We start from the raw sequence: 18,018 nt of genomic DNA on the forward strand, positions 1-18,018 counted from the left end.
ACTCCTTGATTGCCCCGTCGGGGACCGTTGAGGAGCAATATAGAGCAAAGCGCCGTCCCGATAATCGGGCCGACGCTTCATTCATTATTCGATATTCAAGAACAATCGCCCTATCCCGCGGGCGTGATCCGATAGGCGCACCGCCGCGCGCCCGCAACGATATGCTCGACCCGCTCCACATGCGCATCCGGTCCCAGCGCATCGCGGAATACGGCAAGCTCCGCCCGGCAGAAATTCTGGCATGCCGCCGCCGCCGCACAGATCGGGCAGTGGTTCTCGTAGAGCATATATCCCCCGGCCCCGTCCTCGGCCCAGTCCGCCATATAGCCTTCCCCGCTGCGGATTTCGGCCAGCCGCGCAACGCGCTCGCCAAGCGTCTGCCCGTCAGCGAGCCGCTCTTTGTATTCCGCCCGTGTTTTGGCTTCGCGCGCATCGATGAGCTTGGAAAGCATATCGGCGCCCAATTCGGAGCGGATCGTCGCCAGAAGGTCCACCGTCAGCGCCGCGTGCGTATCGGGAAACCGGTCCTGCCCCGCCTGCGTCAACCGCCAAAACTGGGAGGGCCGCCCGACACCCTTGGGCTGGGCCCAGCTCTCGACGATCCCCTCCTCGGACAGCCGAACCAATTGCTGGCGCACAGCCTCTCCCGACGTCCCCAGCGCCTGCCCGAGACTTGCCGATGTCTGGTCGCCGTGCATCTTGAGATGGAACAGGATACGCTCGGCCGCACTGCGGGGCGTCCACCCCGGATAAGAGGAAGGTTCGGTGCTTGACATGGCTCCAATCAGGCTTTTAGAAAGCTCTAACTTGGAAAATACAGGTTCAGGCTGGCAAGATCAAGCCTGACCGGACTGCATCCAGAAATGGACTTGATGACCGACACCCGCTTCCCCAGCGCGAAGCTGACCCTTGCCGATCCGGCCAAGGACAGCGACGCGCTCGACTTCGCCCATTTCGCCAACACCATGGCGACGCTCGCCGGCACGGTATGCGTGGTGACCGCGGGACGCGGACCCAACCGCGTCGGGCGGACGATCACCTCGCTCATTTCCCTGAGCGCCACCCCTCCTTCGCTCATGGTGTCGATTACCAAGAACAGCGACCTCGACCACACCATGCGCGCCGAAGGCGGCTTTTCCGTCGCCATGCTGGCAACGGACCAGTTCGGCATTTCCGACGCCTTTGCCGGCCAGCGCGCGCCCGAACAGCGCTTCGAGATCGGCACCTGGGAAACCTGGCCCTCCGGCCGCCCGAAACTGATCGGGGCCGCAACATCCATCGACTGCCGGATCGCCGGCATGATCGAACTCGACACCCATCGCCTGTTCGCCGGCGTCCTGATCAATGCCGAAACGGCTCACACCCCGCCGCTCATCTGGCGCGAACGGGGCTATCGCCACCTTTAGCCGGTCTTGGTCTCGGAATTGTTTCCGGTCTCGGCGGCCGGTTGATCGCCCGCGGCGGCGCCGTCGTCGGACCCCGTCGGCATCTGAGCATTCTTTTTCCGCGCGCGACGCTGCCGCAATGCGGCGAGCCTTTCACGCAGTGTCGCTGTAAGCTCGCGCCCGGTCACGAAAACCGGCACCCGCGCCCGCGCCACCTCCTGATCTATCGACAGCCCGATATCAGAAATTTCGCCCTCGATATCCACGTCACGCACGATCAATTCGACCGCCCCGACAGCGACCCGGTCGCCGACCTCCGCAGTCCCACCCAACCGCTCGCGCATGAATTCCGCAATCGAGCGCTCAGGGGCCACATTGGGTGCGATATCCATGCCATAGGCTTCCCGCAAGGCTTCGAGGGGCCGGTCGGGAAGGATCCGGAACTCGCCGAAGAAATCCTTGTCGTCGGCCTCCACCTTGGCCGGGCTGGCAAACAACCGGTCGAGAAGCCGCGTATAGCGCGGAGCGATGAACATGTAGATGTAGTCGCCCGCCTTGATCCGGCCGGCATACTGGTACCGCATCGATTGGCCGTCGCGCACGATGAGCGAGGGCCGCGCCCAGCGCGGCAGCCTTTCGCCCTCGGCGACCGGGCTGCCGGGCACGACGTGATATACGATCAGCTCGTGATGCGCATTGCCCGGCAATTCCAGCCCGACGCGCTGCACCGGCCCGATCCGCTTGGGCACGATCAGATCGAGCCACTGCGCCATCGGCCGGATCGTCCAGCCCTGGATGAGAAGCGACGTCAGCACGATCACGAAAGCGGTGTTGAACAGGAGCCCGCCGGTCGGCAGCCCCGCCATGAGCGGCAGGATGGCGAGAAGGATCGACACTGCTCCGCGCAGCCCCACCCAGGAAACGAAGGCGATCTCGTCACGCTGATACCGGAACGGCAAAAGGCACAGCCACACCGCCAAGGGCCGCGCGACAAAGATCAGCACGAAAGCCAGAGCAATGGCTGGAACCGCGACAAGCGGAAAGTCTGATGGGTTCGCCAGAAGACCAAGGATCAGGAACATGACGATCTGCGCCAGCCACGTCATCCCATCCTGGAACCGCGTCAGCGTCGAGCGCGCCCGCACACGCGTATTGCCTGCCAGAAGCCCCGCCACATACGCCGCCAGCGCCCCGGACCCGCCAAGCGCCCCGGTCAAAGCGAAAAGACAGACCGCCATCCCCAGTACGATGATGGGATAGAGCGCGCCTTCAAGTTCGACCCGATTGATGACCTGAACGATCGCCCATCCGCCGACAAGTCCAAGAACGATACCGAGGCCCATCTGGGTCCCGAAACCGACGACGAATTCGCCGGTCATGCCCGCGACGCCGACACCCTTGACGATCAGTTCCACGAAAATGATGGTGAGAAAGATGGCCATCGGGTCGTTCGACCCGGATTCGACTTCCAGCGTCGAACGCACTTTATCCCGGATGGTGATCCCACCCACGCGCAGGAGGAAGAACACCGCAGCCGCGTCGGTTGAGGAGACGATGGCGCCCATAAGCAGAGCTTCCGCCCACGAAACACCGAGGACAAGCCGTGCCGCGGCCGCGAGAATCAGCGTCGTCATCACCACCCCGACTGTGGCGAGCACGATCGCCGGAGCAGCCGCCTGCCGGAACGACTTGAGCGAAGTCCCGAATCCCGAATCGAAAAGTATGACCGCCAGCGCCAGCGACCCGACAAGATAGGCCGAATGGAAGTCCGAATACTGGATCCCCAACCCGTCGCTGCCGCTCAATAGCCCGATGGCGAGAAATACCAGCAGCAAGGGCGCGCCGAACCGGAACGCGACTAGGCTCGTGAATACCGAAATAACGATGAGCCCCGCCCCCACCAGCATCAGGGGGTAAATCCAGTCGATCATACCTCTCGCCTTTGAGCCGCATAGCGTTTGTGTTCCGGCTTGAGCCGGCAATCACAAGCACTATGGCACGATAACCGCGAGAAGTAAGGCAAGAGCGAGACGTTTCGCCCCGTATTGGTAAAGAAATCGCGGAGATACCAGTACCTTACGACTCCCGCACAGCCGTTTCGCTCATCATCCAGTCAAGATATGGCTTGTGCCCGGCGCGAACGGGCAGGCACACGATTTCCGGCACCTCGTAGGAATGCAGCGCACGCACGGCCTCTTCGAGCGCCGCGAACCGCGAAGCCATGGTCTTGACCAGAAGCAATACCTCGCCCCCCTCCACCACCTCGCCTTCCCAGCGATAGGTGCTGGTTATCGGCAGCCGCTGGACACAGGCGGCAAGCCGGAACTCGACCAGATGCCGGGCAAGCCCGTCAGCTTCCATATCGGTTTGCGTGGTGATCAGGACGACCACCGCATGGTCGTCCTCGTTGCCCGCCTGCACGCTCATATCGGCCTCCTGTTGGACAGGGTCAGCCTAGAATGCAGAAGCGGTCTTTATCAATCAAAGGGGAATAGCGTGGGCCGTAACGGCGCCGATAAACAGGATCGAGGCGGCAAAAGCGAGGAGTGCCAGCGGGTATCCAAACCGTGTCATGTTCCCTCCGGGACGATGAGACAGCTTTAAGTCTACTAAACTGATCGACTAAGTCAACGCCACAAATTCGTCACACTCGCTAAAATTTTCCTAATTTGCGGTGCTTTCGCGCAATATCTCGATCGTTCTTGGAGACGACGACCGCATGGGCAGAGAAATTCCACAACAATCCCAGCACCTTGCCGCAAACTTATCCCCGCCCCCAAAACCCCTGCCATACTTCTCCTCACGGCCGCACCAAGGGCGAGGATGCATACGAGCTTCCGGTGAGGGCAGGATTGGAGAGACGGGATGCGTGGGGTTGAGCCGAGACCTCATTAGGTCCCGCGGCGCTCCGGGATTGTCCGCCAGGCCGGTTCGGGTCCGATGGAGGTCGCTCCAGCGGAGGCCCAAAGGGTGCTCACTCGCGCCAAGGCGACACGTCCCCCGATGCGTCGGGCCAGGATCAGCGCGCCATACCCTCGAAAGAGGGAGGGGATCGTCCCCGGCGGGGTATCCATAAGCCGAAAAATCCCGGATGTATGCGGCGAGGCATGCCTCGCACATCTATAACTACCCAGTATGAGGCTACGTCTCGCCGCATACCGCCCTGATCTCATCGAACCTGAAGGCACATTGCCGGAGGGCGCTTCGGCGCGTCCGCCGGTTACCCCAGCCGCTTGATAACCGCCATCGCCGCCGCCGGATTAGCGACCTTGTGTCCGGAAATAAAGAACAGGAAAACGTCCCGAGGCGTTTTCTCGGCCGCATCGCTCGCGACAGGTTCGAAATCTCCGGGCGCCGCGCCATCGGCCCAGACCTTTGCCCGCTCCGCCCACGTATCGAGCGCCGTGTCGGAATATCCCTGGGCCTCACCCTCCTGCGTCCCCATTGCCCGAACGTAAACGAACGGCGCGGTGATATCGGAGATCTGCGGAAACTCGCTATCGGCTGCAATCACCTGGGCAACACCGTATTCGCGCAGCATCGCCACGAATTCGGACGACTTGAAGCTCTCATGCCGCACCTCGACCACATGCCGAAGTTCCCGCCCTGCCACGCTCTTGGGCAAGAGCTTCAGAAACGCCTCGAAATCCTCCGGATCGAACTTCTTGGTCGCCATGAACTGCCAGTTGATCGGCCCCAGCTTGGACTTGAGCTCGGTGATCCCGCTGGTGACGAACCGCTCGATGCTCTCGCCGGCATCCGCCAGTACCCGCCGGTTGGTCGTGAACCGCGGCCCCTTGAGCGAGAAAACGAAATCCGACGGCGTCTCGTCATGCCATTTGGCAAAGCTCTCGGGCTTTTGCGATCCGTAATAGGTCCCGTTGACCTCGATGGCGGTGAGCTGGCGCGACGCATATTCGAGCTCGCGCTTTTGCGGATGCTTTTCGGGATAGAACGTCCCCCGCCACGGCTCGAAGGTCCACCCCCCGACACCAACCCGAATCCTGCCCGTGGCCATTGTGCGCTCTCCCGCCGCTTGTCGTTCCGGGCACCACCATCGCCAAAAGCACCGCGGCGCACAACCCGGTTATCGCGGCAAAAAGGTCAGACCCACATCCGGTAGTGGAGGTTGAACATGATGACGAGACTACCCCCGATCATGATGCAGATCAGCACCGCCGCGAACCCGAGCGCGAGGAGGTTTTCCCTTGGCGTCGTGCGCAGATCGAGATGCAGGAAGAACCGCAAATGCACGAGCACCTGCACCACCGCCGCAACGGCGATCACCACAAGAATCTGCCCGGCCGGCAAGGCCCGCGTTGCCACAAGCCCGAACGGGACCGCCGTCAGAACGAGCGCCAGCGCAAACCCGATAAGATACGTCCGCAGACTGCGGTAAGGTCTTGCCTCGCCCATGCTAGAGACCCCCCGGAAGATAGACGACCGAGAAAATGCCGATCCAGACGATATCGAGGAAGTGCCAGAAGAGCCCCAGCCGGAACAGCCGCGACGTGACCGGCGGCGTCAGCCCCTTAAAGACAATCTGCCCCATCATGACGGCAATGAAGGTCAGCCCCCCGCTCACGTGCAGTCCGTGCGTGCCCACAAGCGTAAAGAACGCCGAAAGGAACCCACTCCGGTCCGGCCCCGCCCCCTCCGCGATCATCCCCGCGAATTCGCGCAGCTCGAGCATGACGAACGCAACTCCGAGCACGAAGGTGACCCCGAGCCACATAAGTACGGCACCTCGTCTGCGCGCGTCCGCCGAAAGCGCCGCGAACCCGAAGGTGAGGCTGCTCACCAAAAGCAGCATCGTCTCGACAAAGGCGTTGGAAAGATCGAACAGCTCTCCCCCGCCCGGCCCGCCGGCGAGATTGTTCCGCATCACCAGATAGGTCGCGAACAATAGCGCGAAGATGATCGCGTCGCTCATCAGGTAAAGCCAGAACCCGAACGCCCGCTCCTCATGAACCCCGGTCATCGTAGCGTTCATGCCGCTACCTCCTCCCGCCGCGACGCCGACAGCGCCGCGAACCGCGCGTCCTCGATCCGCTTGACCTCCGCCGCTGGCATGACCGTTTCGGTTTCCTCCTGCGAAGACCGCACGACAAGCGCGGCAAGGATCACCAGCCCCGCCCCGATCGCGGCCCACCCGATTTGCCAGACCATGGCAAACCCGAAGACCCCGGCAGCAACGCCGATCACCACCCCGATACCGCTGTTTTTCGGCATCTCGATATCCTCGTACCGCTCGGGCCGGCGATACGCCTCGCCCCGCTGCTTCATCTCATGGAAGGCATCGAGGCTGCGCACCTCGGGCACAACGGCGAAATTGTAAGGCGGCGGCGGAGACGCGGCGAGCCATTCGAGTGTCCGTCCGTTCCACGGATCGCCGGTCGTGTCGCGGTTCGCGTCCCGGTCGCGGATCGAAACGTAAAGCTGCATGCCAAGGCAGACGATCCCGATCAGCACCAGCACCGCCCCGACCGCCGCCGTCACGAGGAAGGGCTGCCATTCGGCGATGTTGTAGTGCTCCATCCGCCGCGACATGCCCATGAACCCGAGCGCGTAAAGCGGCATAAAGGCGATATAGAACCCCACAACCCAGAACCAGAACGCCCGCGTCCCCCAGCGCGCATCGAGCGTGAACCCGAAGGCCTTGGGGAACCAGTACATATAGGCGGCGAAATAACCAAAGAGCGCGCCGGGGATCAGCATGTTGTGGAAGTGCGCGACAAGGAATGTGGAGTTGTGCATCAGATAATCGGCAGGCGGCAGCGCCAGCAACACCCCCGTCATCCCGCCGATCACGAAAGTGACCATGAACCCCAGCGTCCATTTCATCGAAGGATGGAACGTGATCCGCCCCCGATACATGGTCATCAGCCAATCGAAGACCTTGACCCCGGTGGGCACGGCGATCACCATCGTTGCAACGCCGAAAAACGCGTTGACGTTGGCGCTCGCGCCCATCGTGAAGAAGTGGTGCAGCCACACCGTGAACGACAAGAGCGCAATCACCGCCGTCGCATAGACCAGAGACGGGTATCCGAACAGCCGCTTGGCCGAGAACGTGGCCACCACCTCGGAGAAAATCCCGAACGCCGGCAGGATGAGAATGTAGACCTCCGGATGCCCCCAGATCCAGATAAGGTTCACATAGTTCATCATGTTGCCGCCGTCGGCATTGGTGAAAAAGTGCATGCCGAAAATGCGGTCGAGCGCCAGCATGGAAACGACGACCGTCAGCGCCGGAAACGCGAAAATCATCAGAACGCTCGAGCACAATACCGTCCAGGTGAACATGGGCATGCGCATGAAGGTCATGCCCGGCGCCCGGCGTTTGAGGATGGTGACGATGAAGTTGATCCCGCTCAGCGTCGTGCCGATGCCGCTCACCTGGATCGACCAGATCCAGTAGTCGACCCCGACGCCGGGGCTGTAGGCCGCCCCCGAATAGGGCGGATAGCCGGTCCACCCGGCGGTCGAGAATTTGCCGATCACCAGCGAGACGAGCATCAGCCCCGCGCCCGCCGCCGTCAGCCACAGGCTTACCGAATTGAGGAACGGAAAGGCCACGTCCCGCGACCCGATCTGCTGGGGCATGATGATGTTGATGAGCCCCGTAAGGAACGGCATTGCCATGAAAAAGATCATGATCGTGCCATGCGAGGAAAAGATCTGGTCGAAATGGTCCGGCGGCAGATAGCCGTCCGAATTGAGCGCCACCGCCTGCTGCGCCCGCATCATCAGCGCGTCGATGAACCCGCGCAAAAGCATCACCAGCGCCAGCATCACATACATGATGCCGATGCGCTTGTGATCGAGGCTCGTCAGCCACTCGCTCCAGATATAACGCCATTTGCCCATCATCGTGATGACAAGGGCAATGGCCAATCCGCCAAGGACTGTGACGAGCGCACCGCCCATGGCAACCCAGCTGTAAAAGGGCAAGGCGTCGAGGGTCAGCCTACCGAGCATCAATCGCCCTCCGAAGCGCTGCGCGCATGGGCCATATGCCCTTCGCCTTGGATGTATTTGGCAATGACGGCATCGAACAGCCCCTCCTCGACGTCCGAATAATAGGTGACAGGATGGGCGATGCTCGGCGTCGCGAGCGCAGCGTAAGCGTCCATATCGAGGCCCTGACCAGCCTGCCCCGCCTCTGCCACCCAGCGCTCGAAATCCGCCTCGCTTACGGCTATGGCGGTGAAATGCTGGTCGGCAAAGCCGTCCCCGCTATATTGCGTGTTCCGGCCCATGAACTGCCCTTGCGCATCGGCCAGAAGATTGAGCCGCGTCTGCATACCGGCCATCGCGAAAATCTGCCCTCCGAGAGCCGGAATGAAGAACGAATTCATCACCGTGTCGGACGTAATACGAAGGCTCAGCGGCTTGCCCGCGGGGAACACGAGCTCATTGACCGACGCTATGTCCTGCTCAGGATAGATAAAGAGCCACTTCCAGTCCTGCGCGATCACTTCGACCTCGAGCGCCTCCCGCGTCGGATCGAGTTGCCTGTAGGGGTCCAGCGCGTGCGTCGCCTGCCAGAGCGCGACCCCGAGCGCGACGACGATAGCGGCCGGAACCAGCCAGATGGCGGCATCGATAAGGCCCGAATATGCCCAGTCCGGCGCATATTTGCCAGGACCGCCCGCACGGTAGCGCCATGCGAAAACACCCGCCATCACGAAAACCGGAATGATGACGATCAACATCAGACCCACGGCCGTGAACAACAGATTGCGCTCGGCGAGTGCCACCGGTCCCTTGGGGTCGAGGATCGGTGCGCTGACAAGGCTGCAGCCCGTCAGAACCACCACGGCCGCAAGAACCGCCGCCGCACCGCCGGCGCGAAGGAAAAAACGTACCGCGCTACCATCCGGCCGCTCAGGCATCGCCCGCCGGTTCACGAATGTCGTTCCTGGAAACGGAAAAGAACGCCGAACAACCTGCCGTCGCAGATCGCGCGGCACCCATGCTCCGCGTCAGCCGATCGATCATACGTGCCCCCAGACCACGAACAGGCTCCCGTAAAGGAAGCGCGCCGGAGCAATATTCCGGCGAATCGCTCTGCATAACGTCTCTGCGGCCGCACGGTACCGCAAGTCATCGGGCAAGGACATCGTTGCCAATTCCTAAACTCACAAAATCGATTTGAAATCGAGCGATTGGCAAAGAATTTTCGATAGGGTTGCTGCGGCGCACGGGCTCGGATTGACTTTCGAGAAACCCCAATACTACCCTCTCGACTGCTGGCGCGAATCCGGGATCGCGGTGATTCTCGCGCTTGTCTTCTGGCGGTCATGGAATCGGCAGATGTTGCGGCAGGGTGGCACTTGCGGCAGGGCTCGGAGCGTTGGACGGCTCCAGGCAATTGAACCTGCCCACCGCCACCTGAGAAGGGGGCCATTGCAGCTATGAACGCTTCGTTCTTTCAACGCTGGAGTCCGTGCGTCGTCGCGCTCGGCGCGGCGGTGGGACTGATTATTTCGATCATCAATTACTTCACGCCGGGCAACGGCATCAGCGGCACGCCAGGCGCGCTCCTGGTGATCGGCTCCACGCTCGCCATCCTGCTCGCGGCCACCGTCATCTGGTTCCTGGCCGGGCGCCTGAGCTGGATCGGAGGCACGCTGTTCGTGCTGATCCTGCTCGGCATTCTTGGCACGGCTTTCGCCGGATATCTGCTCGAGAGCGCCTGGCTGCCCGTCACGATGGCCGTGTGCCTTGCCGGCTGGCTCACCGGATTGGTCCCCGCTTTCTCGAGAGCGACTGCCTAGCGCCCACACGGCAAGGACGAAGTTCATGAAATACCTCTCATTCCTCTCCGGCCTGACGGTTCTTCCGATCGGGCTGGTCATAGCCGCATCCGCCCAGGCGCAGGACCTTTGGCCCACATTCAACGGCAACCTCCAGGCACAGAAATTCTCCCCCGCCGATCAGATCACACCCGAAAACGTGCACGAGCTCGAGGTTGCATGGGAGGTCCATACCGGTGACGTCTCCACCGGCGCGAACGGGCGGCCGGTCTCCGCGTGGTCGGCAACACCGATCTTTGCCAACGACACGGTCTATCTCGGCACGCCCTTCTATCGCATCTTCGCGCTCGCCCCGGATACGGGCGAAGTTAAGTGGGTCTATGACAGCGACGCCCTCCTCGAGGGCCTGACCCAGAACATCCTCAAGAGCCGCGGCGTTGCCTACTGGGAGGCGGAAAACCCGGCTGACGGGCAACCCTGTCAGAAGCGCGTCTATATCGGCACGATGGACGCCAAGCTCCATTCGGTCGACGCCGATACCGGTGAAGCCTGCGCCGAATTCGGCACTGGCGGCATTCTCGACGTCAACACCTGGAACACGACCAACAACAAATGGCCCCTGTCGCTGTTCCAGCCCCCGACCGTGTTCGAGGATACGCTCGTGCTCGGCTGGGCAGGCAAGGATTGGGCCGATACCGTAGCCCCTCCGGGCAATGTCTTCGGTATCGACGCACGGACCGGCGATCTGAAATGGACCTTCAACCCCATCCCGGCGGACATGACCGATTTGACCGGTACCGCCAATGTCTGGGCCTCGATGTCCGTCGACCCCGAGGCCGGGATCGTCTACCTGCCCGTATCATCGCCGAGCCCCAACTTCTATGGTGGAGATCGCCTGCAGCCCATTCCGCTCGCGAGCTCGGTGACCGCACTCCATATCGAAACCGGCGACCTCGTCTGGAGCCGCCAGCTCGTCCATCACGATATATGGGACTACGACACCAACGCCGCGCCAACCCTGATCGACATCGAACAGGACGGCAAAACCATTCCGGCTCTCGTGCAGACGTCCAAGCAGGGCTTCCTTTATGTCCTCAACCGCATGACAGGCGAGCCGATCTTCCCTATCGAGGAACGCCCGGTACCGGCATCGACGGCACAAGGCGAGCAGGCATCGCCAACGCAGCCCTTCGTTTCGGTCCCCGAGCCCGTGACCGATCCCGAATGGCCTGGCGTCTATTGGCTGGCCGACCTTGCCGGCGGTGGCTATTGCAGCCGGACGGCGGAGAACCTCGTCTACGAGGGCCCCTTCACGCCGCCGAGCCTCGAGGGCACAATCGTTTATCCGCCAACGAGCGGCGGCATCGAATGGGGCGGCGGCGCGGTCAATCCCGAAACCGGCACCTATATCGTCAACAGCTCGAACATCGTGCAGATCTACAAGCTCATCCCGCGCGAAGAGTTCGACAAGATCGAAGCAGGCGGAACCGAAGTCGCCGGCTTCTTCCCCATGAGCGGAAGTCCCTATGGCTTCGAGCTGCGGGCCTTCCTCAATCCCATCGGCATGCCGTGCTGGAACCCGCCCTATGGCACCATGTCGGCCTACAACATCAACACCGGCGAACTCCTGTGGCGCAAACCCTTCGGCCAGGTCCAGCAATGGGGCTTCTACATGCCCGCGGACTGGGGTTCCGTCACCTTCGGCGGACCGCTCCTCACCTCAAGCGGCGTTATCTTCATCGGCGCCTCGATGGACCGCCGCGTGCGCGCCGTAAGCGAACAAACCGGTGAGGTGTTGTGGAAGGCCAACGTCGACGCCAACTCCGTCGCCATTCCCGCGACCTATACGTACCAGGGCAAGCAGTACGTCGTCTTCGTCGCTGGCGGCAATTCCTTCGTGGCGCCGGGCGTGAGCGATCAGGTGATCGCGTTTGCGCTTCCGGACTAATCACTCGGCTTCATAGCGATAACAGGAGAATTGGAAATGAGACTGGATCGCATTCTCGCCTGCTTCGGCTTCGTTGTGGGGTGCTTCACGCTCGCATCCCAATTCACCCTCACGGTCTCGGCCTATATGAACGACGGCAAGGGCTGGCCGCTCGGGATCCTGCACTACCTGGGCTTCCTCACCATTCTGAGCAACACGGGGCTTGTGCTGACCTATGCCAGTACGCTTTTCCCGCACAATTGGCTCGAAATATTCCGCCATCCCAAGTCGCGCGGCGCGGTCGCCGCGATCATCACTCTCGTGATGATCTTCTACAATTTCCTCCTCGCGCCGATTAATCCAGCCACTGGCTTCCCGCTGTTCAACGACTACATCTTCCACTACCTGCTGCCGGTCGTTTACCTCGTCTGGTGGTTCATCGGCACGCCGCACGGCACGCTCGAATACAAGGACGTCCCCGTCTTGGTAGCGCCCGGCCTGGTCTACGCCGCTTACGTGCTGGTGCGCGGCCCGATCCTGAACGAATACCCCTATCCGATGATCGACGTGAACGCGCATGGCTATCCGCAGGTCCTGCTATTCATGCTCTATACGGCAATCGGCCTCTGCATTCTGGCCGCGCTCGTCGTTCTGGCCGACAGGTTGCTTGCAGGGCGCAGGCAAGTGGCGGCGAGCTGAGACATCCGCTTTGGCGGTCACCCGAACGCGATATCGCGCAGGATGGCCGCCGCCTGCGGCGCGGCCGCAAAGCAGGGCTTTTGCTCAAGTAGCCCGCCCCCGGCGAGGAAATCGTCAGCCTCCCCGCCGGCCTCGGCCACAAGGAGCAACCCGGCCACGCAATCCCAGGCCCGCAGCTTCGGCTCGTAAAACGCCAGATAATGCCCCGCCGCGACGTGCGCCAGCGTCAGGGCCGCCGATCCGTTGCGCATATAGACGCCGCCGGCCTCGAGCACGCCGGCAATCACCGACCCCACATGCGCCGCCGACGCGTCCTGGCTTGCCCCAATGGCGATCAGCCCGCCTCCGAACGGGGTCATCGCATCCACGAAAATGGACGCATCGTCACGATACGCACCGCGCCCCCTTTCGGCCCAATACAGATACCCCGTGCAGGGTTCATAAACGAGCCCCAAAACCGGCGCGCCATCCTCGAGCACGGCAATCGCCACGCACCAGGAGCGCAACCCGTGCAGAAAACAGCTCGTCCCGTCGATCGGATCGATCAGCCAGCTGAACCGCGAGCTGCCGGCAAGGTGGCCATGCTCTTCGCCGATGAGCCCGTCGTTCGGAAACCGTGCGGCAACGGCCTCGCGCAGCATGCTCTCGACGGCCCGGTCGGCGACGCTGACCACATCCTGCTGCCCCGTCTTCGTCTCGACGGTCAGAGACGTATAGCGCTCGAAATATTCGAGCGCCAAACGGCCGGCCTCGCGAATGATATCTTTTGCGGCTTCACGCCGCACGGCGCATTCCTGCGCACTATCGAGCATCTGTGTCATGAGAAATAGGGCCTAAAGGGAGGAAGGCGCCGCGCGGGTCGAATTGCGTTCGACCAGCGCGACATCGATGAAGATCGGCGGTACCGGCAGGTCGGGATCGTCGATACGATTGATAAGCGCAGTGATCGCGGCACCGGCAATTGCGGAGGGATCCTGGCGCACGGTCGTGAGGTCGTAACTCTGCCACCCTGCCTCGGCGATGTCGTCGCATGCGGCAACCTTGAGATCGCCGGGCACATCCATATGCGCGGTGTAGCGGATATGATCGAGAAAACCGAGCGCTAGATAGTCGTTGACGCAATAGGCGGCGTCTGGCGCAAGCCCGCTCGCGAGAAACGCCTCGGCGGCCTCCACGCCACCCGCATAGTCCTGGATCGCCCCCTGGAAATCGCCGACGATTTCGATACCGAGATCCGCGCAGGCTGCCGTAAATGCTTTCTTGCGCAGCCCGATCGTGTGAGAAGCACGTCGTTGACTGGCAATGGCAACGCTTCGGCATCCGGCGTCGTAGAGCACCTCGGCGCCCATACGTCCGGCCTTTCGCGAATCCATTGAAACGTTGATGACCTTGCCGCCGACCTCCGCCTTATTGACCAGCACCAACGGCACGTCATGGGCGACGCACGCGTCGGCGATCTGCGAGGGCGGCGTGTCCGAAGTGACGATGGCACCCGAGACGTTGTAATGGAGCATCATATCGATGAGATGGCCCACGTCGTCGCCCGGATTTGTCGGCAGGAGGAACGGCCGGTAGTCGAGTGCGACAAGCCCCCGCGCGAGCCGGTCGACAAGGCTGCCGCGGAGCGAGTGATCCATGTCGGATACCACGAGCCCGATGAGCCGCGTGCGCTGCTGCGACAAGCTTCGCGCCAGAAAATTGACCCGATAGCCCAAGACGTCCGCCGCCCGCATGACCTTTTCTCGCGTCTTGGGCGATACGCTCGCGCCATCGGTGAAGGTGCGCGATACCGCCGAACGCGAAACCCCGGCCAGTCGCGCCACGTCTTCCGACGTCGGCGTCCGTCCGGTCTTGACGATTTTCGACATGAACGCTGCACCTCGTGCGCCGGAATCTGGCTTCATGCGCGACGCCTTAAAGCCGCGAGCAGAAGGTCACTGCGGTCAAGATTGAGCATGGGAGGATCAAGGGCAACGATTCGGTCGAAAACGTCCGGATTATCCCCGAAATACTGCATCATGGGCACCGAGCCCGCCAGTTTGCAGTCCTCGGCATAGGTCTCATAGTCATCCACGCCCAGTTCCACGATCTGTGGATCGAGATGATCAAGCATCTCCCTCATGGAGGCGTAGCCACCGAGATTCGACTTGATTCGTGCCCTAGGTGAAGCGAGGCGCATGCCCGCCTGCAACCGCGGGTCACCCGACCAGAAAAAGCAGTGATCGAGAAAGTTCATCTCATTGACCACGGCCAGAACCCTGGCCGGCTCCACCGACTTGTTCTCGATATACAGTTGACGCCCATACGTCTGGCACAGCGCGATCGATTCCCGCAGCGTTGGCACGCGTTCGCCCGCGTGAAACCGCGAGAACCACCCCCCTGCGTCGAGCGCCTTGACCTCGGCAAGCGTCCTGTGCGCCACTGGCCCGGTCCCATCGGTTGTCCGGTCGAGCGTCGGGTCATGCAGGACCACGATCTCTCCGTCCGCGGTTTCGCGCACATCGACCTCGACATAGGCACAGCCCTGATCGTAACTCAGCCGCGCCGATGCAAGCGTGTTCTCGGGCGCAAAGCGGTTCGAGCCGCGATGACAGACCATTTCGATGCCGCTCGCGTGGCGCGGGTCCAACGCGGCGATAAGCTCGGGCTGGTTGGTACAGATCCCAAGAACAGGCAGTTCGACCAGATCCACAAGAACGTCCGGACGCTCCTCGTGCCAGAGCACGATACCGAGCCCTTCGCCTTGGGCCTGCGCCAGAAGGGCCGGCGTCACCAGATCCTGCGGTCGCGCGCCACCACGCTCCCAGCAAAGATGGATAATGTCCGCGCCTGTCTCTTCGGCGCGCTCGAACGGATCTTCGCCCAGCCGCACCAGCACAGCGAGCGGAAAGGGGCACGAGGCGTCAGCAAGGCGACGCACCTCGTCACCATCGAAACTGCCGATGGCCGCGCGCGTGAAACGCGCCCGCTCCATGCGCTCGGCAGCGATGCGCCCTGCCCCCGCCGCCTTGACCTCGACGTAAAGACCCTGCCCGTATGCCTCCGCCAATGCAATGACGGCGTCAAGCTCAGGCAGATCCGGCGCGATCCGCGTGATGTCCAACCACGTCAGTTCCGCAATGATGCCGTCGGTCCCAAAAACACCCAGGTCCGGATCATGCGAGACCACCGGCACCCCATCGGCCGTCAGCCGGACGTCGATCTCCCACATATCGGCGCCCAGCAAGGCCGCGGTCGAGAACGCCTGCAAAGTGTTCTCGGTCGCATGCGCCGAAGCCCCGCGATGCGCGATATTGAGCGGCCGCCCATCCCACTGGGGCGGCCACGGATATACCCGTTCTGAACGCCGCTTCACAGCCGGTTGCCCTCGGAATCGAAAACGAGCGCCTTGTCGACGTCGAGCGGCCACTCAACCTCGCTGCCGAGTGAAATGTCGGTTCGCGCGGCTTGAATAGACCGCAGCACCTCACCCTCGGCGACGGTGAGATCGAAATGTGTCTCGCGTCCTTGCGGCTCGATGAAACTCACCGTACCCCTGACTGTGTGGCGGCCTTTGACGCCGAAATGCTCGGGCCGGACGCCCATGACGATCGGCTGGTCAGCCGCCAGCCCCGTCAACCGCTCGGGCAGCGGCATACGCATGCCGGATGCCGACTCGAACGCGCCGTTCCCGATGGCCTTGCCTTCGAGAAACACGATGGGGGGATTGCCGAGGAACCCCGCAACGAACGTATTTGACGGGCGGTGATACATGTCCTCCGGCGCCGCGATCTGCTGGATCCGTCCATGGTCCATGATCGCGATCCGGTCGGCCATCGACATCGCCTCGACCTGATCGTGGGTAACGAGAATGGCCGTGATGCCCGTCTCGAGCTGAATGCGGCGGATTTCCGACCGCATTTCGAGGCGCAGCTTGGCGTCCAGATTGGCCAGCGGTTCATCGAGCAGCAAGACATCGGGCCTCCGCACCAGCGCCCGCGCCAACGCCACGCGCTGCTGTTGCCCGCCCGAAAGCTGTCCCGGCCGCCGGTCGAGATAGGGTTCGATATGGGTGAGCCGTGCCATTTCCCTGACGCGCTCTTCGATCTCGGCGGCACCAGTCTTGCGCACCTGCAGCGGAAAGGCGATGTTTTCGAACGCCGTCATATGCGGGTAGAGCGCATAATTCTGGAAGACGACGCCGACATTGCGCTTCTGGCTCGGCAGATTGCTGACATCCTTGTCGCCAAACAGGATCTGACCGCCGTTAACGCGCAAGATACCGCTGATTGCAAGCAGCGTTGTCGACTTGCCACATCCCGACGGGCCGAGCAAAGCCAGCATCTCCCCGTCATTGATCGTAAGATTGAGCTTGTCGATGACCGTGAGGCCGTCGAAGCTTTTGGTGAAGTCCTTTAGTACGATCTGCATCAGCCTTTGGTACCTCCGCCGAAAATGTTCATCAGACGGTTCTGGAAGACGATGAACAGGATGAGGATCGGCAGGGTGTAGAATAGCCCGACCGACTTGAAGAGATTGAAATCATAGTCCACCGAATCCGGGACCGAGACATTATTGAGGTAGACCGAAAGCACCTGAAATTCGGTCGTCGGCGCCAGTATCCGCGGTAGTAGGAACTCGCCCCATCCATCGATGAACGCGAAGACCCCCAGCGCGACGAGCCCCGGTTTAACCTGCGGCAGGATCAGCCGGCGCCAGACGGTGAACCGATCCGCGCCATCCTGCAGCCCGGCCATCTCGATTTCCCACGGCACGGCATCATAGAACCCCTTCATGATCCAGACGCCGAATGGCAGGGTCAGCGCCGCTTTGACGAGAATGACCCCGATCAGCGTGTCGTAAAGTCCGGCAAACTGCAAAACGAGAAACACGCCAATAATGAGCGTCACCGATGGAAATGCGTGCATGACGAGAATGCCGGCCAGAAAGAACCGCCGATAAGGCAGGTTGAGCCGCGACATCGCGTACCCCCCGGTCGCGGAGACCGAAAGCACCACCACAACCATCGTGAAGGCGAAGATCAGCGTATTGAAGGTTACCGTCCACACGTTGCCCGTGATGGTAGGATCGACGAGGAACGCCCAATGCTCGAGTGTAAACTCGTTGGGAAGCACCGCTCCGGCGGGCGTATTGGTGAAACTGTCGATGACAAGGGAGGCGTACATGATCGCCAGGGGCAGACTGATCGCCGTGAGGACCAGAACTATGGGCCAGCTTGCAAAATTCTTTGTCTGCATCGCGCCCT

The 18,018-nt window shown here is 62.0% G+C and carries 17 protein-coding genes and 1 pseudogene; 4 read left to right on the forward strand and 14 right to left on the reverse strand.

What is annotated here, in order from left to right:
* Nucleotides 1-110: 110 nt before the first annotated feature.
* Nucleotides 111-776, reverse strand: coding sequence for a helix-turn-helix transcriptional regulator (locus LSG43_RS11730; RefSeq protein ID WP_231804303.1), 666 nt, complete (start codon nucleotides 774-776; stop codon nucleotides 111-113).
* Nucleotides 777-872: 96 nt separating this feature from the next.
* On the opposite strand from LSG43_RS11730, the gene LSG43_RS11735 reads away from it, so the two are divergent.
* On the forward strand, nucleotides 873-1,406 hold the full coding sequence (locus LSG43_RS11735) for a flavin reductase family protein (RefSeq protein WP_231804305.1): 534 nt from the start codon (nucleotides 873-875) through the stop codon (nucleotides 1,404-1,406).
* On the opposite strand, the gene LSG43_RS11740 is transcribed toward LSG43_RS11735, so the two are convergent.
* The 7 genes from LSG43_RS11740 to cyoA form a co-directional block, all read right to left on the reverse strand.
* Entirely contained in the window at nucleotides 1,403-3,316 is a 1,914-nt protein-coding gene (locus LSG43_RS11740; RefSeq protein WP_231804307.1) for a potassium/proton antiporter, read from the reverse strand. The two genes, LSG43_RS11735 and LSG43_RS11740, sit on opposite strands and share 4 nt — an antisense overlap.
* A 145-nt stretch (nucleotides 3,317-3,461) precedes the next feature.
* Nucleotides 3,462-3,812 (reverse strand): divalent-cation tolerance protein CutA, encoded by a 351-nt coding sequence (cutA, locus tag LSG43_RS11745; RefSeq protein ID WP_231804309.1) that lies wholly within the window; start codon nucleotides 3,810-3,812, stop codon nucleotides 3,462-3,464.
* Between the two features lie 793 nt (nucleotides 3,813-4,605).
* Nucleotides 4,606-5,403, reverse strand: a complete 798-nt coding sequence (locus LSG43_RS11750) for a DUF72 domain-containing protein (RefSeq protein WP_231804311.1) — start codon at nucleotides 5,401-5,403, stop codon at nucleotides 4,606-4,608.
* Between the two features lie 86 nt (nucleotides 5,404-5,489).
* The gene (cyoD, locus tag LSG43_RS11755; RefSeq protein WP_231804313.1) at nucleotides 5,490-5,801 is read right to left on the reverse strand and encodes a cytochrome o ubiquinol oxidase subunit IV; all 312 of its coding nucleotides are present in this window, start codon (nucleotides 5,799-5,801) and stop codon (nucleotides 5,490-5,492) included.
* A 1-nt stretch (nucleotide 5,802) separates the two neighbouring features.
* A complete protein-coding gene (gene cyoC / locus LSG43_RS11760; protein ID WP_369412480.1) occupies nucleotides 5,803-6,378 on the reverse strand; it encodes a cytochrome o ubiquinol oxidase subunit III in 576 nt (191 codons plus the stop codon).
* The gene (gene cyoB, locus LSG43_RS11765; protein WP_231804315.1) at nucleotides 6,375-8,366 is read right to left on the reverse strand and encodes a cytochrome o ubiquinol oxidase subunit I; all 1,992 of its coding nucleotides are present in this window, start codon (nucleotides 8,364-8,366) and stop codon (nucleotides 6,375-6,377) included. Before cyoB ends, cyoC begins: the two co-directional genes overlap by 4 nt.
* Nucleotides 8,366-9,298, reverse strand: a complete 933-nt coding sequence (gene cyoA, locus LSG43_RS11770; protein WP_231804317.1) for a ubiquinol oxidase subunit II — start codon at nucleotides 9,296-9,298, stop codon at nucleotides 8,366-8,368. Before cyoA ends, cyoB begins: the two co-directional genes overlap by 1 nt.
* Before the next feature lie 507 nt (nucleotides 9,299-9,805).
* Between cyoA and LSG43_RS11775 the strand changes: the two genes are divergently transcribed.
* Genes LSG43_RS11775 through LSG43_RS11785 form a run of 3 tightly spaced genes read left to right on the forward strand, consistent with a single transcriptional unit; the run spans nucleotide 9,806 to nucleotide 12,773 of the window.
* The gene (locus LSG43_RS11775; protein ID WP_231804319.1) at nucleotides 9,806-10,168 is read left to right on the forward strand and encodes a hypothetical protein; all 363 of its coding nucleotides are present in this window, start codon (nucleotides 9,806-9,808) and stop codon (nucleotides 10,166-10,168) included.
* Nucleotides 10,169-10,193: 25 nt separating this feature from the next.
* Nucleotides 10,194-12,095: a pyrroloquinoline quinone-dependent dehydrogenase gene (locus LSG43_RS11780; protein WP_231804321.1), complete on the forward strand. Its 1,902-nt coding sequence runs from the start codon at nucleotides 10,194-10,196 to the stop codon at nucleotides 12,093-12,095.
* A 36-nt stretch (nucleotides 12,096-12,131) separates the two neighbouring features.
* Nucleotides 12,132-12,773 (forward strand): Pr6Pr family membrane protein, encoded by a 642-nt coding sequence (locus tag LSG43_RS11785; RefSeq protein ID WP_231804323.1) that lies wholly within the window; start codon nucleotides 12,132-12,134, stop codon nucleotides 12,771-12,773.
* 17 nt (nucleotides 12,774-12,790) lie between these two features.
* On the opposite strand, the gene LSG43_RS11790 is transcribed toward LSG43_RS11785, so the two are convergent.
* The 6 genes and pseudogenes from LSG43_RS11790 to LSG43_RS11810 form a co-directional block, all read right to left on the reverse strand.
* The gene (locus tag LSG43_RS11790; RefSeq protein ID WP_231804325.1) at nucleotides 12,791-13,594 is read right to left on the reverse strand and encodes an inositol monophosphatase family protein; all 804 of its coding nucleotides are present in this window, start codon (nucleotides 13,592-13,594) and stop codon (nucleotides 12,791-12,793) included.
* 12 nt (nucleotides 13,595-13,606) lie between these two features.
* Nucleotides 13,607-14,677, reverse strand: coding sequence for a LacI family DNA-binding transcriptional regulator (locus LSG43_RS11795; protein ID WP_231804327.1), 1,071 nt, complete (start codon nucleotides 14,675-14,677; stop codon nucleotides 13,607-13,609).
* The gene (locus tag LSG43_RS16685; RefSeq protein WP_255714238.1) at nucleotides 14,674-15,372 is read right to left on the reverse strand and encodes a glycerophosphodiester phosphodiesterase family protein; all 699 of its coding nucleotides are present in this window, start codon (nucleotides 15,370-15,372) and stop codon (nucleotides 14,674-14,676) included. The genes LSG43_RS11795 and LSG43_RS16685 overlap by 4 nt, the downstream gene beginning before the upstream one ends.
* Nucleotides 15,373-15,408: 36 nt before the next feature.
* Nucleotides 15,409-16,128 (reverse strand): annotated as a pseudogene (locus LSG43_RS16690) (glycerophosphodiester phosphodiesterase); the annotation flags it as partial.
* Complete coding sequence (locus LSG43_RS11805; RefSeq protein ID WP_231804331.1) at nucleotides 16,125-17,183, reverse strand: ABC transporter ATP-binding protein; 1,059 nt, start codon at nucleotides 17,181-17,183, stop codon at nucleotides 16,125-16,127. The gene LSG43_RS11805 and the pseudogene LSG43_RS16690, both read right to left, overlap by 4 nt.
* Nucleotides 17,183-18,010, reverse strand: coding sequence for a carbohydrate ABC transporter permease (locus LSG43_RS11810; protein ID WP_231804333.1), 828 nt, complete (start codon nucleotides 18,008-18,010; stop codon nucleotides 17,183-17,185). Before LSG43_RS11810 ends, LSG43_RS11805 begins: the two co-directional genes overlap by 1 nt.
* Nucleotides 18,011-18,018: the final 8 nt, after the last annotated feature.

Origin of the sequence: Pelagibacterium xiamenense, assembly GCF_021166475.1 — a bacterium.
GTDB lineage: Bacteria > Pseudomonadota > Alphaproteobacteria > Rhizobiales > Devosiaceae > Pelagibacterium > Pelagibacterium xiamenense.